General features: G+C 44.3%; 26 protein-coding genes. 14 read left to right on the top strand and 12 right to left on the bottom strand.

Going from position 1 to position 24360, the window contains the following annotated elements:
• Window position 1: 1 nt before the first annotated feature.
• Complete coding sequence (locus tag L4C44_RS01230; protein WP_327783984.1) at window positions 2-868, bottom strand: LysR family transcriptional regulator; 867 nt, start codon at window positions 866-868, stop codon at window positions 2-4.
• Window positions 869-1010: 142 nt separating this feature from the next.
• Here L4C44_RS01230 and L4C44_RS01225 point away from each other — a divergent pair, with 142 nt between their 5' ends.
• Window positions 1011-1385, top strand: coding sequence for a YybH family protein (locus tag L4C44_RS01225; RefSeq protein WP_146491895.1), 375 nt, complete (start codon window positions 1011-1013; stop codon window positions 1383-1385).
• 214 nt (window positions 1386-1599) lie between these two features.
• Here L4C44_RS01225 and proX read toward each other — a convergent pair whose 3' ends face one another.
• From proX to proV, 3 genes are read right to left on the bottom strand one after another with little or no spacing between them, the layout of a single operon-like run.
• The gene (gene proX, locus L4C44_RS01220) at window positions 1600-2607 is read right to left on the bottom strand and encodes a glycine betaine/L-proline ABC transporter substrate-binding protein ProX (RefSeq protein WP_285952948.1); all 1008 of its coding nucleotides are present in this window, start codon (window positions 2605-2607) and stop codon (window positions 1600-1602) included.
• Window positions 2600-3694, bottom strand: a complete 1095-nt coding sequence (gene proW / locus L4C44_RS01215; RefSeq protein WP_327783987.1) for a glycine betaine/L-proline ABC transporter permease ProW — start codon at window positions 3692-3694, stop codon at window positions 2600-2602. The genes proX and proW overlap by 8 nt, the downstream gene beginning before the upstream one ends.
• A 3-nt stretch (window positions 3695-3697) precedes the next feature.
• Window positions 3698-4885, bottom strand: coding sequence for a glycine betaine/L-proline ABC transporter ATP-binding protein ProV (gene proV / locus L4C44_RS01210; protein ID WP_428804194.1), 1188 nt, complete (start codon window positions 4883-4885; stop codon window positions 3698-3700).
• Window positions 4886-5526: 641 nt separating this feature from the next.
• On the opposite strand from proV, the gene L4C44_RS01205 reads away from it, so the two are divergent.
• Window positions 5527-6264: an HAD-IIB family hydrolase gene (locus tag L4C44_RS01205; protein WP_146491891.1), complete on the top strand. Its 738-nt coding sequence runs from the start codon at window positions 5527-5529 to the stop codon at window positions 6262-6264.
• Window positions 6265-6313: 49 nt separating this feature from the next.
• On the opposite strand, the gene L4C44_RS01200 is transcribed toward L4C44_RS01205, so the two are convergent.
• Window positions 6314-6526: a TIGR02450 family Trp-rich protein gene (locus tag L4C44_RS01200; RefSeq protein WP_017065368.1), complete on the bottom strand. Its 213-nt coding sequence runs from the start codon at window positions 6524-6526 to the stop codon at window positions 6314-6316.
• A gap of 176 nt (window positions 6527-6702) precedes the next feature.
• On the opposite strand from L4C44_RS01200, the gene L4C44_RS01195 reads away from it, so the two are divergent.
• Both L4C44_RS01195 and L4C44_RS01190 read left to right on the top strand, forming a co-directional pair.
• Window positions 6703-6978 (top strand): nitrogenase-stabilizing/protective protein NifW, encoded by a 276-nt coding sequence (locus tag L4C44_RS01195; protein ID WP_146491890.1) that lies wholly within the window; start codon window positions 6703-6705, stop codon window positions 6976-6978.
• Window positions 6979-7114: 136 nt separating this feature from the next.
• Window positions 7115-8239: a M14 family metallopeptidase gene (locus tag L4C44_RS01190; protein WP_146491889.1), complete on the top strand. Its 1125-nt coding sequence runs from the start codon at window positions 7115-7117 to the stop codon at window positions 8237-8239.
• A 137-nt stretch (window positions 8240-8376) separates the two neighbouring features.
• Here the strand turns inward: L4C44_RS01190 and L4C44_RS01185 are convergent, their stop codons facing one another.
• Window positions 8377-8733 (bottom strand): hypothetical protein, encoded by a 357-nt coding sequence (locus tag L4C44_RS01185; protein ID WP_048658352.1) that lies wholly within the window; start codon window positions 8731-8733, stop codon window positions 8377-8379.
• 232 nt (window positions 8734-8965) lie between these two features.
• Window positions 8966-9592, bottom strand: a complete 627-nt coding sequence (locus L4C44_RS01180) for a LysE family translocator (protein ID WP_428804193.1) — start codon at window positions 9590-9592, stop codon at window positions 8966-8968.
• Window positions 9593-9801: 209 nt separating this feature from the next.
• Here L4C44_RS01180 and L4C44_RS01175 point away from each other — a divergent pair, with 209 nt between their 5' ends.
• The 3 genes from L4C44_RS01175 (at window position 9802) to L4C44_RS01165 (ending at window position 11945) form a co-directional block, all read left to right on the top strand.
• The gene (locus L4C44_RS01175; RefSeq protein WP_428804192.1) at window positions 9802-11040 is read left to right on the top strand and encodes a DEAD/DEAH box helicase; all 1239 of its coding nucleotides are present in this window, start codon (window positions 9802-9804) and stop codon (window positions 11038-11040) included.
• Window positions 11041-11293: 253 nt separating this feature from the next.
• Complete coding sequence (locus tag L4C44_RS01170) at window positions 11294-11515, top strand: hypothetical protein (protein ID WP_146491886.1); 222 nt, start codon at window positions 11294-11296, stop codon at window positions 11513-11515.
• 127 nt (window positions 11516-11642) lie between these two features.
• Complete coding sequence (locus L4C44_RS01165; RefSeq protein WP_061018985.1) at window positions 11643-11945, top strand: thiamine-binding protein; 303 nt, start codon at window positions 11643-11645, stop codon at window positions 11943-11945.
• Between the two features lie 74 nt (window positions 11946-12019).
• On the opposite strand, the gene L4C44_RS01160 is transcribed toward L4C44_RS01165, so the two are convergent.
• Window positions 12020-12187 (bottom strand): hypothetical protein, encoded by a 168-nt coding sequence (locus L4C44_RS01160; RefSeq protein WP_186728085.1) that lies wholly within the window; start codon window positions 12185-12187, stop codon window positions 12020-12022.
• 109 nt (window positions 12188-12296) lie between these two features.
• Window positions 12297-12557: a DUF1289 domain-containing protein gene (locus L4C44_RS01155; RefSeq protein ID WP_032545919.1), complete on the bottom strand. Its 261-nt coding sequence runs from the start codon at window positions 12555-12557 to the stop codon at window positions 12297-12299.
• 191 nt (window positions 12558-12748) lie between these two features.
• Here L4C44_RS01155 and L4C44_RS01150 point away from each other — a divergent pair, with 191 nt between their 5' ends.
• The 5 genes from L4C44_RS01150 to L4C44_RS01130 all read left to right on the top strand — a co-directional run bounded on the left by L4C44_RS01150 (window position 12749) and on the right by L4C44_RS01130 (window position 17673).
• On the top strand, window positions 12749-13195 hold the full coding sequence (locus L4C44_RS01150; RefSeq protein ID WP_004734625.1) for an META domain-containing protein: 447 nt from the start codon (window positions 12749-12751) through the stop codon (window positions 13193-13195).
• A 382-nt stretch (window positions 13196-13577) separates the two neighbouring features.
• The gene (locus tag L4C44_RS01145) at window positions 13578-14744 is read left to right on the top strand and encodes an ABC transporter substrate-binding protein (RefSeq protein ID WP_146491885.1); all 1167 of its coding nucleotides are present in this window, start codon (window positions 13578-13580) and stop codon (window positions 14742-14744) included.
• Between the two features lie 5 nt (window positions 14745-14749).
• Window positions 14750-16450: an ABC transporter permease gene (locus L4C44_RS01140; RefSeq protein ID WP_428804191.1), complete on the top strand. Its 1701-nt coding sequence runs from the start codon at window positions 14750-14752 to the stop codon at window positions 16448-16450.
• Window positions 16416-17066, top strand: coding sequence for an ATP-binding cassette domain-containing protein (locus L4C44_RS01135; protein ID WP_146491883.1), 651 nt, complete (start codon window positions 16416-16418; stop codon window positions 17064-17066). Before L4C44_RS01140 ends, L4C44_RS01135 begins: the two co-directional genes overlap by 35 nt.
• The gene (locus L4C44_RS01130; RefSeq protein ID WP_146491882.1) at window positions 17056-17673 is read left to right on the top strand and encodes a CDP-alcohol phosphatidyltransferase family protein; all 618 of its coding nucleotides are present in this window, start codon (window positions 17056-17058) and stop codon (window positions 17671-17673) included. Before L4C44_RS01135 ends, L4C44_RS01130 begins: the two co-directional genes overlap by 11 nt.
• Before the next feature lie 66 nt (window positions 17674-17739).
• Here L4C44_RS01130 and L4C44_RS01125 read toward each other — a convergent pair whose 3' ends face one another.
• From L4C44_RS01125 to L4C44_RS01115, 3 genes are all read right to left on the bottom strand, one after another.
• A complete protein-coding gene (locus tag L4C44_RS01125) occupies window positions 17740-18693 on the bottom strand; it encodes a class I SAM-dependent methyltransferase (RefSeq protein ID WP_146491881.1) in 954 nt (317 codons plus the stop codon).
• An 8-nt stretch (window positions 18694-18701) separates the two neighbouring features.
• The gene (locus L4C44_RS01120) at window positions 18702-19400 is read right to left on the bottom strand and encodes a TIGR01621 family pseudouridine synthase (protein WP_146491880.1); all 699 of its coding nucleotides are present in this window, start codon (window positions 19398-19400) and stop codon (window positions 18702-18704) included.
• Window positions 19401-19706: 306 nt separating this feature from the next.
• The gene (locus tag L4C44_RS01115) at window positions 19707-21140 is read right to left on the bottom strand and encodes a sodium-dependent transporter (protein WP_080967341.1); all 1434 of its coding nucleotides are present in this window, start codon (window positions 21138-21140) and stop codon (window positions 19707-19709) included.
• A 367-nt stretch (window positions 21141-21507) separates the two neighbouring features.
• On the opposite strand from L4C44_RS01115, the gene cls reads away from it, so the two are divergent.
• Together cls and L4C44_RS01105 are read left to right on the top strand one after the other, a co-directional pair.
• Window positions 21508-22962 carry a cardiolipin synthase gene (gene cls, locus L4C44_RS01110; protein ID WP_428804190.1) on the top strand — a complete coding sequence of 485 codons (1455 nt, stop codon included), beginning with the start codon at window positions 21508-21510 and terminating at the stop codon, window positions 22960-22962.
• A 181-nt stretch (window positions 22963-23143) separates the two neighbouring features.
• Window positions 23144-24328, top strand: coding sequence for a cystathionine beta-lyase (locus tag L4C44_RS01105; RefSeq protein WP_050645075.1), 1185 nt, complete (start codon window positions 23144-23146; stop codon window positions 24326-24328).
• The last annotated feature ends 32 nt before the right edge of the window (window positions 24329-24360 follow it).

The following is a 24360-nucleotide window of genomic DNA, read 5'->3' as shown; positions in this document are numbered from 1 at the left end:
GCTATGCTAAGTTCTGCTTGAGCTTCTCTTCTAACGCTTGAACACACAATTGGATAGCGATTGGCGTATTTGAAGTAAACGGATTCAACGCATAAACCGTGTTAGTGGGTAATTGAAAACTAGGCATAATGTCGACCACCTCATCGGATAGCTGATGAAGGTAGAAATCTGGAATCACACCGATGCCAACGCCCGACTTGATCAAGGCAAGGCAACTGTGAAAAGAGTTGGTGGTACAGCTGGCTTGCTGTTGGTAGACAAAGTCTTGTTCATTTTGAGAACTAAAGTGATGAGTCACCTGTTTCCCCTGCCAAGAATTTGCGATGTAAGGGATGGATTCAAGTTCACGAACTCGCATACCTTCGACGCCACACAGCACGTCTTTAAACTCACCTAACCTCTTCTGCTTTAGGTTGCTATCACGTGAACTGCCCACTCGTACCGCGAGATCAATATCATGTTCCATGAAGTCTAGATGCTGGTCATCACTGATCAGTTCTGGTTTTAGCTTTGGGTATTGCTTCATCAGCTCTGCAATAACAGGCGCAACCAATAGATCCATCAACGCATTCGGAGCCGTAATTCGAATTCGACCTTGTGGCTCTTCTAACTCAGCTTTGGCCATATCCCAAGCCGAGTCTGCAATCACGTTAATGTCTTTGCAACTTAAATAGAAACGCTCACCCATACTGGTCAGGGTTTGTCTTCGTGTTGTGCGCTTGAGAAGTGAAGCCCCTAACTCTTGCTCCAGAATTTTGAGGTGCTGACTGACGACGGACTTAGATAACTCAAGCTTTTCAGCCGCAGCTGATACTGAACCCTGCTCTACGATGTGAGCGAAAATCGACATCTGCTTTAGCTTACTCATTTTATTGTTCTCTTTTTACATACAGTATTTTCTATTATCTCTGTTTTTCAAATTAATTTCCAAGACTAAACTCAATCCAACTTATCGAGACACTCAAATCAAAGACACAGTGTTTGAAAAAAGACTGCTATGGAGAAAAGCAATGTTAAACAACCAAGTATTAGAAGCATGTAAGCAAGGCATTAACGCATGGCAGAAAGCATTCAACAGCCAAGATGCAAAAGGTTGTGCGGATCAGTACTCGGAGTCGTGTGTGATGGAAGCTCGCCCATTTGGTACCTTTGAAGGTCGTGAAGCGATTCAAGCGTTTTGGCAAAATATCATCGACCAAGGCTTCAAAGACGTTGATTACACCGATGTTAAGTGGGAAGAGCACCCAGAAGGCGGCTACATTCTTACCGCTAGCTGGACAATGAACAAGGCGTTTGGTGTTGTACATCGTGAGCACTGGGCACTGGAAGCGGATGGCTGCGCTCGTTTAATAAGTGATGACTTCGAAGTTCAAGGCGAACGCTAGAGCTATAACTAAAAACTAGAAGCTAGAAGCTAGAAGCTCAAGAATAGAAACAGAAAACAAAAAGCCAGCAATCCAAATTGGACTGCTGGCTTTTTTAATGTTCACTCTGTCGCCATTTCACTTGATTTGAAGGTGATTGAGTGACTCTACACAATCACTCAACACGCTCATCAAATCAAAATGTCTTGTAAGACAGAGCAAATACAAGTCAAAGTTACAACGCTGCTTTCTTCGCTTCTGTAATCCAACCATCGAACGTACTTTGGTTCGCTTTGATCCAACCGTTTACGTGCGCTTCGATATCCGCAGAGCTGTTTTTACCTTTGCTCATCATCATGTTCTGAGCACTTACATCATTGATGTTAAGTTTGATGATTTCGAAAAGTTTAGCCGCTGATGGGTTGTTCTTAGCAAACTCTTTGTTCGCAATAATGCGCATTGAGTTCATTTCGAAGCCGTAGTTTTTACCATTAGACAAAGTAGTATCAACATTCGCACGCTCACCTGGTAGTGAAGAGAACGGAACTTCTAGCCATACTACATCTTCGTTAGGCACCAATACGCCACTCACCCAATAAGGTGTCCACGTGTAGTAAAGGATTGATTCACCTTTCTGGTAACGTGAAATTGTGTCGGCAATGATCGCCGCATAGTTACCTTGATTATGAGTTACCGTATCGTCCAGCTTGAATGCCGATAGTTGGTGTTCGATAACCATTTCACAGCCCCAACCTGGGTTACAGCCCGTAAGATCTGCTTTCCCATCACCGTCAGCATCAAACAGCTTGGCGATTTTTGGATCAGTCAGTTGACCAATATTAGTGATGTTGTACTTTTCTGCCGTTTTCTTATCGATTAGGTAACCTTGAGCAGCACCACTAACATATTGGCCTTCGCGGTAGAATTTGTCATCGCCGCCCGCCATTTTGTATTTATCAGCATGAAGCGGGAACCAACCTACCGTTAGGAACGTCGCGTCACCTTTTGCGATAGAGGTGTAACCTACATTGTAATCCACTTCTTGCGTAGATTTCACGTCGTAGCCAAGCTCTTCAAGAGCGCGGTTAACAATCAACGTTTGGAATGTTTCTTCCGCAACAGACGATTGAACTGGCTGAACTGATACACCTTCACCCGGTAAGCTTGCTGCCCACACGTTCGTTGATACTGCTAATGTAGAAACGATGCTAACTGCGAGTTTGCTCTTCCATGAATTATTCATTGGTGTTTTTCCTTAGTTGTAGTTCTGATTGTTTACCGCGATTTAAAGCTTTTAGCACAAGAGAAACAGGCCCCATGTGATACCAGCGTAATTTTGTATTGCCTGCATTTACCCCAAGAACTTGGGTAATGCGGTCAAGTAGGATTGCCAAAATAACAATGCCTAGACCACCAACAGCGGCCAATCCCATATCTAAACGGCCGATACCTCTCAGTACCATTTGACCTAAACCACCTACCGCGATCATTGATGCGATAACCACCATCGATAGCGACAACATTAGTGTTTGGTTTACGCCTGCCATGATGGTTGGCAACGCCAATGGCAATTGAATTCGATATAGCATCTGCTTTTTGCTTGCGCCGAATGAGTGACCCGCTTCGATCAAATCTTCCGGCACCTGTTGAATACCCAAGATAGTCAAACGTACAACAGGAGGAAGTGCGAATATGATGGTCACCACGACACCCGGAACGTTACCGATACCAAACAACATTACGATGGGTACAAGATAAACGAAGGCTGGCGTCGTTTGCATGGCGTCGAGAATTGGGCGTACGAATTTAGCCGCAGTATTACTACGCGCGAGCCATATCCCCATGGGCAAACCAATCAACAGACAGAAGAAGACCGACGTCATAACCAGTGAAAGTGTGGTCATCGCTTCAGACCAAGCGCCAATCAAGCCAATGAACGTCAACGATACTGCGGTAGCCACGCCAAGCTTCAGATTTGAAAACTGCCATGCGACGAGAAACAAGATGATCAACATAAACGGAGCTGGTGTAGACACCAACGCCGTTTCAAATGAACTTAGGATGAAATCGATAGGCACACGTATTGCTTGAAATAACGGACGTCCGTGTTCAACTAACCAATTTAATCCAGACTCAACCCAAGTATCAACAGGCAGAACTGCTTCTGCAAATGGGTTAAGTGGATCAAAAGGTGTCGTTTCGACGGTTTCGCTGCTTAGCCAATCTGCAGATGGTGAAGTATCAGCGGCTTGGCCCCAAGGATCACTTGCAGGTTGAGCGGCAGGAGTAGACTGTGACCATGGGTCATTATTTGTTTGTTCAGACGACATGATCTATCCCTTATCTAATGTTTGTAGCAGTCGTGACTTAGTCACAACGCCAAAGTAATTACCTTGCTCGTCCACAACAGGAACGGAATAAGGCACACCGCCAACAAGGCCAAGCACATCATTGATTGGTAAATCAGGGTTCAGCGTTAAACCATCATCGAGCTGCGCGCTGACGAGTGATTTGTTTTCTTTATGTGCTTTACGAAGGGAATCAATAGAGACGATGCCGGAGTAACGACTGGTCTTCTCAACTACGATGCCGTATTCGCGGTCGTTATCCATCAAAATTTGTAGAGCGGACGCTGGGCCATCGTGTTCTGATTTTTTAAATACCGCAGCTGGCTTCTTACGCGCAATGTCTTTCACAGTAAGCACGCTTGCTACGTTTACACCACGGAAAAAAGCTTCGACATAATCGTTAGCTGGGTTATTAAGAATATCGTCTGGAGTACCTACTTGAACCACTTCGCCATTTTGCATAATTGCAATTCGGTCACCGATACGCATCGCTTCATCCAAATCATGCGAGATGAAAACAATGGTTCGTTTATCGTCATTTTGCAGGCGAATTAGCTCGTCTTGCATTTCAGTACGAATCAAAGGATCGAGCGCAGAAAAGGCTTCGTCCATTAACAGAATATCGGGGTCGCATGCTAGAGCACGAGCCAAACCAACACGCTGCTTCATACCGCCAGACAATTCATCAGGGTAAGATTCTGAATACGCGCCAAGACCTACTCGCTCTAACGCTTCCAATGCTGACTGTTTTCGCTTATCGACTTCAACACCCGCTAGCTCAAGACCAAACGCGGCATTTTCAATTACTGTCATGTGAGGCATCAATGCGAAGTTTTGGAAAACCATTGAGATGTTGTTGCGGCGGACTTCGCGGAGTTCATCTTCTGAGATGTGGGCAATGTCTTTGCCTCGAAGAAGCACATTACCTTTGGTAGGTTCAATCAAGCGGTTAAGAAGGCGTACTAGGGTTGATTTGCCAGATCCTGACAGTCCCATTATTACGAAAATCTCGCCTTCTTGAATACTAAGAGAAACATCGTTAACGCCAATCGTTAAACCTGTTTCTTCGAAAACTTTATCTTTGTTCGCGCCTTCATTAATCATTGTAAAAGCACGGTCGGTGTCTTCACCAAACACCTTGTACAGTCCCTTAACTTCCAGTATGGGATCCATGTAATCTAATCCTTTCTCAGTTATTTAAACTTAAAAATGGTTATTTAAACCCGAAAAACGATTAGCACTCTAAGTAATTAACAAGTGTAAATCAAGGAGCTTCGTTCGGCAAAGAAAGGAGATAACCAGAAACCACACCAATAACGCCAAGTTCAAAAAACAAGCCAACACACAACAAGATATTGATAATTAAAAGAATAAATTAAACAAACATACGACCAATATTATGTATTGCTTACTCATAGATTATTGAATATTAATTTTACATTAGAGCAATTAATAGGCTGGATGAACCAAGAAAACCCACAATTAGTTCGTGCACAAATAATTCGAATACAAACTATTTATTAAGCTTTCATGGCGTTTCAGAAGCGAAAGTTCATTCGGCAACAAAGCTAAAATCTACTCTCAATCTCTACCTAAAAACCAAAGGTCAACCGGCTAAAGTCAGCGAGTCTAAATCAACTTTTTCAACCAAGAATTTTAATACACCACACCAACTGTGATACTTGCTGCAAACTCTCAATTGGTGATTACCTAAGCTGGATATCAACTTGTAGAGTGCTCATTGCTGAGCCATTCTTTATAAAAGAAATAAACATTTTCCCGTGACGAAATAGAGAAAAAGACAAGGAATTCGAATGATAAAAATGTTGGTGTGTGACTTTGACGGTACGCTTGATGGTGGTTCATCTCACGGTGTTAACCAGTTGTTTGATTACCTCACAGAGCAACCTGATATCCGCTTTATCATAGCGACGGGAAGAACATTACCTTCGATTCGAGTGGGTTTAGAATCGGATAACTACCCGAAACCACACAGTATTATTAGCGATGTGGGCACGAAAATTCATCATGTTCATTCCCAAAAACCAGACCATGTTTGGCATAACCAACTGGAAGCTTCTTGGAACAAATCAAAGGTAGAGACGGCTCTCGCACCACTTGATTTTATGGGTGAGCGCTTCGAAAACCATCAAGGTGATTACAAGATTACTTTTGAAGGGAAACTGTCTGATCCTCAACATGAGTTGATCGAATCAAGTTTGGAATCGCACGGATTGGATGTACATCTCACCTACTCTCACGACTGGTATCTGGACATCACCCCGAAGGGCGTCAATAAGGCTACCGCGATTCATCATCTGCTCAAACAACATGATTTGAGCGTTGCGGAAGTGTGCGTAGCGGGTGATTCTGCTAACGACACCTCGATGCTCACCATTGAGGGCGTAAACTCGATATTGGTCGCTAATCATTATCCTGAGGTTGCTCACCTATCGGATAGAGACAACGTATACACGAGTAGAGCAACACACGCTGAGGGTGTGTTAGAAGGCCTTAAATACTGGCAAGGGCGTGCGTCGAGTATCCGATAAACGCCAGTTCGCCATTAACAACAGATTAGAATCAAACAGGCTTCTAGCCCTACTTCCAGCCTGGGAGCCAATTTTGATTATCAGTAAGCTCTCGCCAATTGATGTTTTCTTCTCGTTTAGTCATTACTGCCTCTATCATGCAGCGCACTACTTCCCCTTCATCAAATTCAACTTCTGTGACCATAAAGTGCTTTTCTTTCTTCAAAGGGCTAACGGCCGTCCATTTACTGCGAAGTAGTTTCTTTGGATTGATTCGATTCATTGGTTCTGTCCTGTCTTAGTTTTTTAATACTTTATCTATAATCCTCAAAGAGTTAAAAAGATCACTTCAAGTTAAAAAAGCCCACGATTCAAACCCAGGTAAGTCATAACTAAAATCAATAAAACAAATCGTAAACTCGATACAATAGTTGTCACCAGAACAGAAACCTACTTCCCATGAGCCAAACAGAATTCCAACAAAAAATAGCGAGTTTCACTGCCATCGAACAAGCGCTTGATTACTTTGAGATTGGCTTTGATAGCAAGTTCATCGACCAAAATAGAGTCGAGCTTGTGAAACGCTTTAATGGTTATCTGATTCTTGCGAAACCTGATGATTGGTTTTCTGGACGAAGGGCATTGAAAAACGCTTATTGCAAGGTGCAACGCAGCAAGTTAGATCGCCACACACGTTCTGCCTGTCGCGGGTGTACGACTTGCCAGCGCCGATAGATTGGAAGTAATTGTTCAAAATAGACAACTAAAAAGTAGATAGTTGAAATAACATCTCATTACGATTTAGTTAGTGGTTTGCTCGAAAAAAAGTGTGCTAGTCTTACGGCAACTCAACTACGAGATAAAAACTACAATGAAAATTTTCAGCAATTTCGAAAGCGGCAACATTCACGTCGTTTCAGCAGATTCACCACAAAACATTCAACTGACTATCCCAGCAGACAACCAGACTGAAATCTCTCAGTGGTTTCACTTCCGTTTAGAAAGCGATGCTCAACAAGCACACCACTTTGAAATCGGCCAACTGGCAACGTCTGCATACCCTGAAGGCTGGAAAGATTACGATGTAGTTGCATCGTATGACCGCGAAGAGTGGTTCCGTATCCCATCTCAATTCGATGGCGACACACTAAGCTTTGATATCATTCCAGAGCACGATTCAATGTACTTCGCGTACTTCGCACCGTACTCATATGATCGTCATCAAGATCTTCTGCACAGTGCTCAAACGCACCCGGCTTGTAAGCTTGAAACTCTGGGTCATACGCTAGACAACAACGACATCACTTTGCTAACTATCGGCGAGCCAAGTGAAGAGAAGAAAAATATCTGGGTTATTGGTCGCCAACACCCTGGCGAGACTATGGCTGAATGGTTGATCGAAGGTCTACTTCAACGTCTACTCGATGAGACAGACACAGTGGGTCGTTCACTATTAGACAGCGTTGTATTCCGTGTTGTGCCTAACATGAACCCAGATGGCAGCATCCGTGGCCACCTGCGCACCAACGGTATTGGCGTTAACCTAAACCGTGAATGGCAGTCACCTTCTATGGAACGCAGCCCTGAGGTTTTCCTTGTACGTGAGCGCATGCTAGAAACTGGCGTTGACCTATGTCTAGACATTCACGGCGATGAAGCGATTCCATATAACTTTGTTGCTGGTAGCGAAGGCACACCTTCATACAATGAGCGTATTGCTAAATTAGAGAACCACTTCAAGCAAGCGCTACTGACGATCACGCCAGAGTTCCAAGATGAGTTTGGTTACGACAAAGACGAACCAGGCAAAGCGAACATGACCGTTGGTACAAACTGGATTGGCGAGCAGTTCAAGTGTTTGGCTTACACGGTTGAGATGCCATTTAAAGATCACATCAGCCACGCTGACGAACTTTACGGCTGGTCGCCAGAGCGTAGTGCCGCATTTGGGCACGACATGCTAGCAGCAGTTTGGGCAACAGTAGACGAGCTATAGATTAGCCATGCTCTTTATTTGACTCTCTATCTAGTTTGGTCAATATAACAAAGCCCAGCACTTATGAAAGTGCTGGGCTTTTTAATCTCTGCTTAGAATAAGCTATTTGCGCCTTAAGGAACTTACGTCAGCCGCTTTTAAGCCACTCTCAGGCTTGCAAAAAATACCGGGTATCTTTGCCTAATATGCCTTTGTTCAGACACCATATCTTTGAAGCTGGGGCCTTGTGATAACTGAACGATCACTTCATCGCCCTCTTGTCTCAATACAGCACCACTAATATCGACACTGTTGTTGTCATGCAGCCTCAAGGTGCCGGCCATTGAAAAGCCACGATAAACCGGAATGATGTTGCGCATCATCAGGCGTACACCTTTTTCAGACACTTCACTGACATGAAAAAGCTCATCCTTAATTCGCATCACCGGGCGTGCCTTTTGAGGGTACTTTAAGCGGTAATATTTGCGTTTCTGGGTGAATGAATCTTCACGCATTAATGACTCCCTGTCTCTGTTATTCGGTCAAGCAATAAACTTTAGCTTCAATTGGTTTCAAACAAACACATTCACCAAATTGATAGCTGATTATTATATCGACTTACCGGGATAATGCTTTAGAGATTTATACAGAGAAACAAGGATTGCTTAGCATTCAGTAGAAAATGAGAACTGAGACGGAAATCAGAACTGAACCGATAGCTAAATAGCCAATTCTTCACGTCGCCCCCTAAAGCTGAAACAACGCCAACTGGATGCTGAAGCCCACGAATAGAACACCACAAACGATGTTCATCATTTGTGAGATTCGCTTTTGAACCAACAAGCGCTTAAACGTATCCGCCATTAAGATCACAACCAAGAACCACATCGATACCACTGACGCCTGAATCCCACCAAGCATGAGACTGTTTGCCACAATCGCATCTTTTGAAACAAATTGAGGAAATATAGAAAGATAAAACAGGACGATTTTAGGATTCAGAAGATTAGTGAGGAGCCCTTTGAAAAATTGGTTATATAACTTACTTCCCGATGCACTTACCACAGAAAGTACGCCCTCTTGAGCGCGCAGTGCCGCACGAAAATGGTTATACCCAAGCCAGACAAGATACAAAACCCCAGCCCATTTTAGCCCTTCAAAGGCCATGGGGGTGTTCGACAGTAACAGACTTATGCCGTTGGCCGAGATAAAGGCATGAAAAAAGAAACCACATGACACGCCCAACACGTTCACAAATGCGAACAGCTTCCTTTGAGTTAAGGCTGTGCTTAATACCAATAAAGCATTAGGCCCCGGAATAATGGCAATAAAAAACACGATAACAATAAACAGCCAGATACTGTCCCAACTCATTTCGATCTCATTTCATGAACATTTTTAGGGCGGACATTGTACGTCCATTCATTGCCATTACAATATGACAAACGCTTAATTATCACGTATGGCTAACATATATAATTCGCGCGTATAATCAATACGTTTATCGTGTAACGTACAAAACTGATTCTCTAACATTTGCAGCCCTGTTAGACTCCACATCCCTTTTGATACTTGGTTCATTTATGTCATTTGATAGCCTAACCCTTAACGCAAAAACCGTGTCCGCGCTCCCATCTCAATTCAATAAGCCGACAGAGATACAGCAAGCGGTAATTCCTACAATTATTACGGGGAAAGACGTACTTGCATTGGCTCAAACGGGTAGCGGTAAAACATTGGCCTTCGGCTTACCTTTGCTGAACAACATCAATCATGATGTAAATGAACTGCAAGCACTTGTTATCGTTCCAACACGTGAACTTGCGTCTCAAGTCGCTGAGTCTTTAGAACCCATCGCAACTGCTCTTAATATCAGAACGATTACGTTAACTGGCGGTGTGAACGCAGATGACCAACAACAGCAATTATTAACGGGGCCACAGCTTGCTATCGCAACACCGGGCCGATTGCTGGCTGTTATCAAAAGTCACGAATTAGAGTTAACTCAATGTGTGTCATTGGTTCTTGATGAAGCAGACCGATTGATCGACATGGGCTTTTGGCCTGATATTCAAGCGATCATCGAAGCTCTGCCAGCGAAACGACAGTCACTGCTATTCTCAGCGACACTTCCTCCAGAGTTGGTCAATCAGGCTGAAGCGCTTTTATCAAACCCAGAGAAGATCACGATTCACCAAGAAAACAGCGTTGTCGAAACCATTGAAGAAACACTGTATCTCGTGAACAAAGGCAACAAGGCTCAAGCACTGATTGCCCTACTTAATCAAAACCAATGGCCGCAAGTGTTGGTTTTTATTGGCGCCAAAGACAATGCAGACGCATTAACCAAGCGATTGAACAAAGCCAAGATCAGCGTAAGTGCGTTACATGGCAACAAGAGCCAGGAAGAGCGCGCACAGGCATTAGAGAGTTTCAAAAATGGTGAAACTCGCGTGCTTATCGCAACCGATGTGATGGCTCGTGGCATCCATATTGATCAGCTACCTGTTGTGATCAACTTTGAATTGCCCTCTCACTCAGCAACTTATGTACATCGCGTAGGAAGAACGGCGAGAGCAGGAAGCGCAGGCTGTGCTATCTCGCTGGTTAGCCACAGTGAAAACGAGCACCTCAATGCGATTCGAACTCTGACTAATAAGCCACTTCCGTTGCAATCGTTGGAAGGTTTCCCTGTAACTGATAAACCTGCATCAGAATCAACAGCTCGTAAGCGTCCGCCAAAAGACAAAATGGCCAATCGAAGAACAGCCAAAAAGAAGAGCATTAAGCAGTTTAAAAGCAAAACAAATAGCTCAAAGTAACCAGGAATAGCTCTAAGCAATCAGAAATAGAATGGTCAGCTCAGTTTGCACTGGGCTTTTTTATATGCAACAAAACATAAATCCACACCCAAAAACTTCCCTAAAGCTGCCAACTTAAATGACACTTTTGTGAATTACGATGCCAACGTATTGATTCTTGGTTGCTCAAAAAAAATACTATCAAATCACGTTGACGCCCCTATATCTGGCAACTAGATTTTTCTATTAGTGTCTACAACAGGAGGTCATTGAAATGAAACGTGCTAGCTCTACATATCGATTACAACTGATTAAGGAAGTGGCAACCCGCCGAGATCGTCAACGTTCCAATGACCCGATGGCAAACTACATACAAACCCTATTAGATAACAAAGATGATTGTGATACCTCGGTGGAACGCAACCAGAGGTTCAGTGGCAGTCATTTTGATGAACACATAGGTGGTTGGGTAAGCGACCACTGGGGTAATAAGTAGAACAATAAGAGTAATCCAACCAGCATAGCCGCTGTAGTATTTATCTCCGCATTAACCTATCATCTGCAACAATTCCCTATCCTAGAGTAAGCAGAAAGTGTCTGAGTTAAAAAGAGAAAAAGAAGTGATGGTTGCCTTCCAAGTAATACCTCGCGTTAAAGAAGGCAACAACTTCGAAGTGGTTGATAAAGCCATTGAAGTTGTGAAAGCATCCGATGTGCCGTTCCAGGTTGGTGCAATGGAAACCACGATGAAAGGTGAACTCAACCAATTACTCGATATCGTTAAAAAAGCAGAGCAAGCTTGCTACGATGCAGGGGCTGTTGAAGTCATCACAAACATTAAGATCCATAGTAAAACCACCGAAGCCGATGATACATTTTGCACGTATCATCGTGGTGTAACGAAAGCGAATCACATGTTTGTTTAATAATATGTTTATTTCAGAAAGCTGTTTATTTAAGAAAACAGGGGTTTAAGAAAGACTCTGAAGAACCAGTGGTGTTATTGAAAAGGCATGTCTGAAAGGTGAGAAAGGATTTCCATTCGTTCTTCTTCTGACATCGAATGCCAATCACGCGGAGCCTCTTCAGGGTCATCTTTCGCCCCGATCGTTTTACGATCCAGTGCTTTGACTGGCTCTTTTTTGAGTTTTACGTTCTTTTTATTCATACCGACACCACTCCTTCAGGTACAAAGGTACCTATCTTAATATTACACCCCAACCATTATGTAAAGTAATAGTTACATCGGAGTTAAATAAAATCTTAATACATCCTCTTTAGCCAAAAAGATCTCTTTGGGGACTTGTATTTCCCTCTTCGTCGACCGACTTACCAACCAAGTTTTTTTGCTTCATTATTTTTCGTCTATAGCGCTGACGACACAGCTTTATCACGTGCAATTGTTCTGACGGTGTCATCGACATCCAGTTAAAGCGCTCTTCTCTCTTGCGCATACAACCATTGCAATAGCCTTTGTCATCGCTTGAACAAACCCCAACGCAAGGGCTTGGAACTTGGAAAAACTCTAACTGCTCCACCGTGCCTCCTTACACATTCAAAATTACGCTTACTATCTCAAAAATAAGCGATTAATTTATCGCCTAGCTCATGAAATCCATACTAAACTATGACCTTATACTGACACATATAGTGTTTTGTAAACTATACTTTGAACCCATCAAGTTACACTTATTCGGTAACTTCGTTCTTTCCTTTGGAGCCTTATAATATGAAGTTTAGTTCAAAAAAATTACTAGCAGTAGCCGCTTTACCTATGATGCTAGCAGCATGCACAACAACAGGTGACAACGCGATGCAAGTAACACCAACCGATCTACAGCACCATAATTGGGAACTTGCGCAAATTGATGGCAAGGACATTGTGAAAAGCGAAGACCAAGCAGCTCCTCGTCTAGAGATCGGCGAAAAGATGACTGCAAACGGCATGGCTGGTTGTAACAACTTCTTCGGTCAAGGCGAGCTGAAAGACGGTCAATTCCGTATCAAGCAAATGGGCATGACAATGAAAATGTGTCACGGCTCTGCGATGGAAATCGAACAGTCGGTTTCTGCTACTCTAAGCGAGTGGAGCGACGTAACCCTAACAAACGATACGCTAGTACTGAAAAACGATGTACACACGCTAACGTACACAATTCGTGATTGGGTAAACTAATCCGTTCTCGAAATAGATATTGATTAGAGGAGCCTTCATGGCTCCTTTTTTATTGCCTGCTTACCCTCACAACACCTTCAAAATTAACACTCATCGACTACTTTTCGTACCAACCTCCAATAAACCTCAAATATCTCTCATTTAGATGCAATAAATTCACTGGTTTATCGGTCTATTGCTAGGATGGTAAGAGCCTAAAGTCTGTCGAGCTTTCGAGACGATCGCATATCGAACAAACTCAACCGCGAACTCCCTGCCTGTTCTCAAGTAATTGATTGAATTTACTGTTGAATTAGAATTTATTTGAGAAACGGATAGAATAACTATTAGGGCGTTCGAAAACACAATGCTCTTGCCCGTTCACTACCAAATGGAAAAGTTTATGAACAAGATAGTAAGTACGTTAGGAATCATGGCAACCGTTGCATACAGCGCAACCACTTATGCTGATGAAGCAACATCCACCGACAGTTGGAACCAAATAGAACAGCAGGCAGAGGGAGAAACTGTCTACTTTCACGCTTGGGGCGGTAGCCAAGAAATCAATCGTTACCTACAGTGGGCGGGCAAGAAATTACAAAGTGAGTATGGTGTTACCTTAAAACATGTGAAAGTAACCGATATTGCAGAAACTACCACTCGCTTACTCGCAGAAAAGGCAGCAGGAAAGAACACTGAAGGCAGTGTTGATATCGTTTGGATCAATGGCGAGAACTTCCGCTCAATGAAAGACAACGCTTTGTTGTTTGGACCATTCACTCAAACACTTCCAAACTGGCAGTACGTGGATAAGTCTTTGCCGATTGATGTCGACTTCTCTGAACCAACAGAAGGCCTTGAAGCACCTTGGGGCGTTGGGCAACTTGTCTTCATCCACGATCAAGAAACACTGCACAATCCACCACAATCGTTTTCAGAGATGTTGAGCTACGCTCAGGCTTTCCCGAATCGCTTAAGCTACCCGCGCCCACCAGAGTTTCATGGTACGAGCTTCATTAAGTCTCTACTGATTGAGCTAACAAACAACAGTCCTGCGCTTGCTAAACCCGTTTCAGAAGATACCTTCCAAGAAGTTACGGAACCACTGTGGGCTTACTTAGATAAATTCCATAAAGTGGCATGGCGAGGCGGAAAGCAATTTCCTGCAGGTACATCTGAAAGCATTCAACTTCTGGATGACGGACAGCTCGACCTCGCGATTACGTTTAATCCAAACTCTGTTTATTCAGCACAAGCAAGTGGTCGCCTAGCGGAAACCACTAAGGCTTATGCTCTAGATAGCGGCGCTCTATCTAACATTCACTTCCTTGCGATTCCTTGGAATGCCAATGCAACCGCAGGTGCTCAAGTGACCATTAACTTCTTGCTGAGCCCAGAAGCACAGTCTCGCAAAGGTGACCTTAATGTTTGGGGCGATCCTTCGGTTTTGAGCAGCAAGTACCTCACTGGCAGCGCTAAAAACACCCAGCAATTTAAATCGATTGATGAACCGCATCCTAGTTGGCAAAACGCGCTCGAGAAAGAGTGGCTTAAGCGATACGGTAACTAACCTCCATGCTACGCGCTCTATATTTTGTTGTTATAGCTGTGTGCATTATCCCAACCATTCCTGGGGTAGCGGGAGTCGTGGCTTCATCACTGAGTTTCATCCCGCCCCTAGGTTTAGATGAGCCAACACTCAACGGTTTTAGCCAAGTCTTTCAATGGGAAGGGGCTTGGCACTCTATTGGCTTAAGTCTAGGTTCAGCGATTGCAAGCAGCTATATTGCCTGCTTCCTGACCTTTTGTATTCTTCAAGCCTCTTGGGGAAACCAATTTTGGAGAAAGATTGAGTTAACGCTATCGCCAATGCTTGCCATTCCACATGTGGCTTTCGCCATTGGCTTTGCGTTTTTATTTAGCCCAACAGGCCTTGGCGCAAGAGCCGTACATCACTTACTTGGTGAATCGGCTACGAGTTCTGAATTAGCTTTGTTGATCAAAGACCCATACGCATTCGGCCTCATCATCATGTTGGCGCTTAAAGAAGTCCCTTTCTTATTGTTGATGAGCATATCGATACTTCAGCAAATTGATGTAGAGCGTATCACTAAGGTCAGTGCATCTCTGGGTTATAGTCGTGCTCAGAACTGGTGGAAATGTATTTTCCCACAATGGTTTACTAAGCTTCGATTCCCAATGTTGGCGGTATTCGCCTACAGTGTGTCGGTTGTCGATATTGCTCTGATCATTGGCCCAACCAACCCGCCGACCTTTGCCGTTTTAGTATGGCAATGGTTCAACGATCCCGATCTTAATCTACTCCCGCGAGCTGCTGCTGGTGCTATCGTTTTGTTTGGCTTAGCTTCATTGATCATCGCCTTGGCGCGTTTAGTTGAATGGGCAATTCTTAAGTACTTTCGAACTTGGCAGTATTCAGGAAGAACAGGGGCTAACTTGCCGGGGAAAACCATATTCACTGTCCTTGCTAGCCTTTCATTGCTGGTCATTCCTTTAATGGCAATTTGGAGCGTTGCTCAGCGCTGGCGTTTCCCTGATTTACTGCCGAGCCGCTACAGCGTGCGCTTCTGGGAGTTCGAGTGGGATGGCATCATGAGCACCGTTAGTCAAAGCTTATGGATTGGTCTGATTGCGGCTTCAGTCGCTTTGTTGCTTGCGCTGGTTGCTCACGAATACCGAATCAAATACAAGTGGCAAGTTCCGGGCTTTATTATCGCGATTCCCATGTTGATACCTCAACTCTCAGTATTGTTTGGCATGCAAGTGACCACCCTATACATAGGCAGCAACGCCTATGAGTTTTGGGTGATTTGGGCACACGTATTCTTCGCCTTTCCATTTGTGTACTTGTCTTTGGACGGCCCATGGAAAAGCTTCAATGATGGGCTGATAAAAGCTTCACTGAGCTTGGGTAAATCGCCATTTCAGAGTTGGTATTCAATCAAACTGCCAATTTTGCTTCCTGCTATCGCCTTTGCTTGGGCGGTCGGAATCAGCGTGAGTTTGGCTCAGTATTTGCCAACATTGATGCTCGGTGCGGGTCGCATTAACACGATCACAACCGAAGCCGTTGCCCTAACCAGTGGTTTCGACCGCAGGGTGACAGCAATCTATGCCATTTGGCAGGCCCTATTGCCTCTGTTCTTTTTCTCTTTAGCGATATTAGTCAGCCGACTTCAACTTAGATATCGCCGTCTTACTTTTAAAGGTTTCCTAAATAATGAGTCTGTACCTCAACGACCTCACCATCCGTAAAACCGATGGCGAATCGCTGTTTTCAGCGCTAAACGTAACATTAGAATCAGGCCAAATATTGGCGTTGATGGGGCCAAGCGGCTGCGGAAAATCGACTTTGTTAGATGCCATCGCGGGTCACCTGAATGACGAGTTCTCATACTCTGGCACCGTTATTTTGAACGATATTCAGCTAGACGAGCTCCCATCACATCAGCGTGAAGTCGGCATTCTGTTTCAAGATGACTTGTTGTTTCCACACCTAAAAGTATGGGAGAACTTGGCCTTTTCGTTACCAAACTCGGTTAAGGGATCAGATCGCCAACAACAAGCAATGGAAGCGTTAAAAGACATTGAACTGACCCGCTTGGCGGAGTCATTTCCCGACCAAATATCTGGCGGCCAGCGAGCGAGAATTAGCTTAACTCGTATGCTATTGGCGAAACCGAAATTGGCGTTGCTTGATGAGCCTTTTAGTAAGCTCGATCAAGAACTCAGAGCTCAGTTTCGCGACTGGGTATTTGAGCAACTCACTAAAGCGGATATTCCGACATTAATGGTGACGCACGACCAAGCCGATGTGCCTCAAGGGGCAAAAGTTTTGTCTTGGCCATGGAGAAGTAACCATGTTGGATAAGTACTCTATTAAGGTCATTAAGTGGCCATTAAATCAATCAGCCAAACTACTTAATAGATTCGGCATCACAGCCAACCAAACCACCCTGTTTGGGTTTCTGGTTGGATGTTTAGCGTTTCCAGCATTGGCATTTCAACAATACGAATGGGCGTTAGGGTTTATTGTATTTAACAGGGTTTGCGACGGGCTTGATGGAGCCTTGGCTCGAATCCAAGGCATTAGTGATGCGGGCGGTTTCCTCGATATCAGCCTAGATTTCCTATTCTACTCATTAATCCCCTTTGGCTTTGTTATCGCCAACCCAGAACACAACGCTATTGCCGGTGCATTTTTGATTTTCTCTTTTATCGGCACAGGCAGCAGCTTTTTAGCGTTTGCGGTTATGGCTGGTAAGCGAGGCATTGAAAACCCAGTCTATAAACATAAGTCTCTGTATTACATGTCTGGACTAACCGAAGGCACAGAAACCATCGCTTGTTTCATTGCTTTCTGTATTTGGCCTCAACACTTTGCGGTTATCGCCTACACCTTTGGTGCCGCGTGTTGGCTAACCACATTTATGCGTATCTATTTTGGATTCCAGACCCTCAAGAATCAAACCAGCTAGTATTAGTTTATAAACAAAAACGCCGCTCAGATGGGCGGCGTTTTTTTAGCTGATTCTGAAATTCAATTAAGCATCGGCAGAGGCTTTAATTTGAAATCTCAATACCTTTAGACTTGAATCAAGATCGACATCCACAAACTCAGGTGGGTTATCTAAGCGTTCAATAAACTCAACGTTTGGCGCTTCTTCTGCCATCGTCTCGATAAGGAAGTTAGGTGACACTGCAGGTGAGTTCACACACGCAATCACTTCACCGCCTTCCGTTAGAAGCTCTGGCAAACGACGTAAGATCTTTTTGTAGTCTTTAGTTAGGGCGAAACTGCCTTTTTGGAACGAAGGTGGGTCGATAATCACCAACTCATAAGGACCGCCTTTCTTGATTTTGCCCCACGACTTAAAGATATCGTAACCAAGGAAATTCACCGAGCGCATGTCATGTTCGTTCAAACGGTGGTTATCACGGCCTTTGTTCAGTGAGCCACGTGACATATCCACGTTCATGCATTGACGGGCACCACCAGCGATAGCCGCTATTGAGAAGCCACAAGTGTATGCAAACAGGTTAAGAACGTTCTTATCCTTAGCATTATCTTGTACCCACTGACGACCATTACGCATATCTAGGAACAGACCAAAGTTCTGATTACGACCAATGTCTAACTGATACTTAAGGCCATGCTCAACAACCACTGGAGAGTCGTTAAGCTCACCCCACAGTACTTCCGAAGGTGCACCGTCAGCATAGCGGTGTTGCAGAACAATGCTTGTGCCCTGCTTTGATTGCCAGATATCTTTGTCGGTGAGTTCAACCAATCCAGCTTTGAGAGATGACAAGAATTCGTCGTCTACCTCTTTAAACACGTTAACCAGTAACTGTCCATCAACCCAGTCACATGTCAGTTGCTCTAGACCAGGCCAAAACTTACCGCGGCCGTGGAAAATACGGCGAAGTTCGTTTGGCACTTCATTTAATTGCTGTTCAATATGACTAAAAAACAGAGGTAAAGCTGATGCTTCCATTATTTCACTCACTTAGTGTTTAGCTTTGGCCAACTTAATGACCAAGGTTCAAGCCAACCGTCCAAACCGCTAGATACGGTTTCTTGGTGCCACTTCTCGCCTAAAGAGTCTAGGCTCCTTGGGTCACAGACATATTCGTAGGCTTCTGATTGATAAGTAAATCGAATCGCGAAGGCGTGCAGATAACCTCTGTCAGCCTCACTCGATGGATTATAAATAGGGTCACCAACAATGGCTGAGCCGATCGATTTCATCGCGACACGGATCTGGTGAGTTCGCCCTGTATAGGGTTTGCATAACAGCAGACGTTCACCGGGTTCCGCTGTTGCAGATAGAAATTGGGTAATCGCCGGGTTTTCTTTAGTTGCCAGAAGTTTCCAGCTAGAGCGTCTTGAACGCTCCATATCACCAGAAATCAGCCCCTGCTTTTTCTTTGGCTTCTTAGAACCGAGCGCAAGGTAGTATTTCTCTACTTCACGCTTTGCAAATAGCTGTGAAAGCTCGCTCGCCGCCGACGCACTTTTTGCTAGCAGCAGAATGCCCGAGGTCATTTTATCTAACCGATGAACGAGATACAGCTTAGGCTCATTGATTGCCTTAGCAACTTCTTGAAGTAACATAGTATCGCCATCGTCTTTGTGGACGCTGACTCCAGGATGCTTATTGATAAGTAAAAAATCAGAGTGGTTCAGAAGAATATCGAACATGTAAAGGCTAGCTCCATTGTAGAACGTGGAGTATACCGTGTCTGAATCCAGATTCCAGCTACGAAAAAGCCCAACTCATTCAATAAACATTGAATCATTGGGCTTCTTTTCAACCTGTACCAGTTAGTGCCTAGTATTTGCTCGATTAGATTTAAGTAATTCGCACAAAGCAACTCGCCCTATGCAAGATTTTATTTTTCGTCGAAAATCAAATTTCAGAAATAAAAAAACGGAAGCCAATGACCCCCGTTTCTTAATTTACTTTAGCTCGCGATTGTAGCTTCTAAGAATTATGGTTTCTAAGAACTATAGCTTCTTAGAGATTACCGCAGAGCCAGCAATGATACCAATACCTAGTAGCATGATTGCACCTTTACCGCTGTCAAAGCCAGAAGAGATACCCATAAACGCAACGATAGCGATAGCTACTGGGATGATGTACTTAACTAGTGTGTACCATAAACCGAATAGTGGGAAAGATACTTCACCGTCGTTAGTGATCTCTTTCTCTAGGTCAGCGCGGTTTAGTCTCCAACCAGCGAAGATACATACCAACATACCGCCAACTGCTAGGAAGATCTTATCAGTTAGTAGGTCGAAGATATCGAATGCGCCAGTACCGAACAGTGTAGGACCGAAGCCACCAAGTGATAGAGAAGCGAAGATACATAGAATCGCCATTACTACACTTGCAGACAGTACCGCAGTCACACGCTTCATGCCTTTCTCATCGATTAGGTAAGAAACCACAACTTCAAGTAGAGATACTGAAGATGTTAGTGCCGCAACACTTAGACCCACGAAGAACATAAGAGCAAACAGAAGACCAACTACGCCGCCCATTTCAGCGAATAGCTGAGGAACAACAACGAACACTAGACCAGGACCAGCTGCTGGCTCCATACCGAATGCGAACATTGCAGGGAACATTGCAACACCAGCTAGGATAGCAACGCCTGTATCCATTGCTGTAACCATAGCTGTAGTTTGAACTAGGTTCTCTTTCTTCTTCAGGTAAGAACCGTATGTCAACATACAACCCATACCAAGAGATAGTGAGAAGAATGCTTGACCTAATGCAGCTAGGATTACACCGCTGTCTACTTTAGAGAAGTCAGGGCTGAATAAGAACTCTAGACCAGCCATCGCGCCCGGAAGCATGATGCCTTTGATGGATACTACAATCAGGATGATGAAAAGAAGTGGCATCAAAATCTTACCCGCTTTCTCAATACCTCCAGAAATACCCTTCATAACGATTACAACGTTAAGTAGTAGGTATAAGCCCATCCACATAAGTGGTTGAACTGGGTTTGAGATAAAGCCACCAAAGCTGTCACCAATTGCTTCAGGTGCGTCTAGTAGACCACCAGCAATTTTACCGATGTATGCGATAGACCAGCCACCTACTACAGGGTAGAAACCCATGATTAGCAGGCCACTTACTACGCCGATTACACCAGCGAACGTCCAGCGACGGTCAGTTGATTTAAATGCACCTACTGCTGATCTCTGCGTATGACGGCCAATCGCAAACTCAGTCAGCATGACACTGAAACCGATAAAGATTACAAAAAACAGGTAAATTGCAACGAATGCACCGCCGCCACTTTCGCCTGCTGTGTATGGGAATTTCCAAATGTTACCTAAGCCAACAGCAGAACCTGCTGCAGCCATTACGAATCCTAACTTCGAACCCCAGGTATCGCGGGGTGTTGTGGTTGTATTACTAGTAGCCACGTTTACTCCAAACTTTTGTGTTATGTGATGTTGTGTTTTGCTTTGGGTGGCGTCTTTAAAAGATAAGGTGTACATGAAAATTTACACACCTAAAAGATTTGATTGACGCTCGTTATATAGCAAGTAAACCAGTTTAAGAATAAAATTGGAAGCCCGAACCGTATAAATTTCGTTACCAATGTAAATTTTTATGGTTAAATGCCGCCTTTTCATACAAAACAATCGTTTTCGTCTTAAGTTAACCAAAACTTAACAACTATAACCTGTTTACAGCTTTAGCTCTAATTTGTAAATAGTTGATTCCTTAAATTCCCATATCCGTAAAATAGCATTACTATCTAAGTGTCTCTTTTTTCGAGTATTCAATGTGGAAAAGCTCTACCATTTTTTAACTTTAGCCTCTGTCGCTTTGTACTGGGTACTTGTAGCCGGTGTGACTTTTCGTGTCGTACTAAAACGCCGCTCTGTCAGCGTTTCTCTCGCGTGGCTCATGGTTATCTACATTATCCCAATAGTTGGTGTGGCTTGTTACTTCCTTTTCGGAGAGCTAAACCTAGGCAGAAAGCGGGCTGAGCGCGCACATCGCATGTTTACTCCGTTTGGCGATTGGTTCCGAAAACTAGATGATTGTCAGCTCCACCTTCCAGGAAAGGTCGGCTCCCCTATCCACAAGATTGATGAACTTTGTAACAATCGGATGGGCATTCCTGCACTCAGCGGAAACACGCTTTCACTGCAAGCTTCTCCCAATGAGATCTTACACGCAATTATCGAAGATATAGAAAATGCCCAAACTAGTATCAAGATGGTTTTCTATATTTGGCACCCAGGAGGCTTAACTGATTCGGTTGCTTCCGCTCTCATTCGAGCTGCCAAACGTGGCGTAGATGTTAAGGTTTTACTTGATTCTGCAGGTAGCCCGCGCTTTTTCAAAAGTCACTGGCGCTCAATGATGAAAAACGCCGGTGTGCAAGTTGTACAAGCACTGGAAGTAAGCCCTTGGCGTATTTTCTTACGCCGTTTAGATCTGAGGCAGCACCGTAAGATCATCGTGATTGATGAAACCATTGCCTATACCGGTTCAATGAACATGGTTGACCCTGCTCACTTCAAACAGAGTTCAGGTGTTGGCCAGTGGATTGACGTAATGGTTCGCGTAACTGGCCCAACCGTAAATGTGCTGTCAGCCATTCATGGTTGGGATTGGGAAGTCGAAACAGGTGAACGAATCCTTCCTGATTTACCAGAGTGTCCGGTCGAAGAGGTAATAACGCATCACCCTGTTCAAGTAGTGCCATCAGGTCCTGGCATGCCGGAATATTTGATCCTACAAGTTCTGACCATTGCGATTAATCAGGCAAACCATTCTGTTCGCATCACAACCCCCTACTTTGTACCGAGTGCCGATTTATTAGAGACACTGAAAATGACGGCGCAACGTGGTGTAAACGTAGAACTGATCATTCCACATAACAACGATTCACTGATGGTTAAGTGGGCTTCGCGCGCGTTTTATACCGAACTACTTGAAGCAGGCGTGAAGATTTACGAGTTTTACGGTGGGCTTCTTCACACCAAATCGGTAGTGATTGATGAAGAGTTTTGTTTAATCGGAACGGTCAATATCGACATGCGCAGCCTTTGGTTAAACTTCGAAGTGACGCTCGCCGTTGACGATGTACACTTCACTCAACAGCTCTCTGAGCTACAGCAATCGTACATTGAATTATCTCACCCAGTTGTACTGGACCAGTGGGAACAGAGAAAGTTGCGAAATCGCTTCTTTGAAAGATTGTTCTATTTGTTCAACCCTCTGCTGTAATACCTATGATGAGTCGATTGCGGCTCATCACTTCCTCCCGTAAGTTTTTAACCTTTCACCATTAATTAAGTGAAAGGTTAAAAAGCGAAAGAAAAGCGTAAAAACTCCCGCTCCCCTCTTGCTTTGAAGGCTATTGGCATGTTTTAAATAGGACATAACCGATTGATAAGGAATTCACAGCATGTCCGAGAACAAAACCACTAAGCTGATCACTGCAGGTCGTGATAAGAAGTGGACCAATGGTGTCGTTAACCCACCAGTACAGCGCGCTTCAACTGTCGTATTCAACTCAGTAGAAGAGAAGCGTAAAGCTACGATTAACCGCGCTAACAAAACACTTTTTTACGGACGCCGTGGAACCAATACTCATTTCGCCTTCCAAGATGCCATGGTTGAAGTTGAAGGCGGCGCAGGCTGTGCACTCTACCCTTGTGGTACAGCTGCCATTTCTAATGCTATCCTCTCTTTCGTAGAAACAGGTGACCATATTCTGATGGTCGATACCTGCTACGAACCGACACGTGATTTCTGTGACACCATCATGAAAAAGATGGGAGTCGAGACAACTTACTACGAGCCAACGATTGGTGAAGGCATCCAAGACCTTATTAAGCCAAACACTAAGGTTCTGTTTACCGAATCTCCGGGTTCAGTCACCATGGAAGTTCAAGACATTCCAACGCTCGCGCGAATTGCCCATGAACATGACATCATCGTTATGTTAGACAACACTTGGGCAGCCGGCGTTAACTTCTCACCATTTGATTTCGGTGTTGATATCTCGATCCAAGCAGCGACTAAGTACATCGTGGGCCACTCTGATGTGATGTTAGGGACTGCGGTCGCCAATGAAAAATGTTGGGACCAACTGAGAGAACAGAGCTACCTGATGGGCCAGTGTGTATCGCCAGATGACGCTTACCTAGGACTACGCGGTATTCGTACTCTTGATGTTCGCCTACGCCAACACGCAGAAAGCAGCTTGAAAGTCGCAAAATGGTTAGAGACTCGCCCTGAGGTTGACCACGTTCGTCACCCTGCGCTTGAGTCTTGTCCTGGCCATGAGTTCTTCAAACGAGATTTCACCGGTGGTAATGGCTTGTTCTCTTTCGTACTGAAGAACTCCAACACAAAGGCGACCACAGCGCTACTTGATGGTATGACGCACTTTAGTATGGGTTACTCATGGGGCGGCTTTGAGAGTTTGATTCTAGCAAACGAACCGAACAGTTTTGATAGCCTAAGAACAGTAGCGAACCCTAACTTCGAAGGTACCTTAATTCGCGTTCATATCGGCTTAGAAGATGTTGATGACCTGATTGCAGACCTAGAAGCAGGGTTAGAGCGTTACAACGCACTCGTTTAATTTAAAGCGTTAACAGACTCAGACCAAAAAGG

It is taken from the genome of Vibrio satsumensis, from assembly GCF_050337435.1.
GTDB classification, from domain to species: domain Bacteria; phylum Pseudomonadota; class Gammaproteobacteria; order Enterobacterales; family Vibrionaceae; genus Vibrio; species Vibrio satsumensis.
Note: the sequence above shows the minus strand (reverse complement) of the source record. Positions and strands in the feature narration are given on the sequence as shown.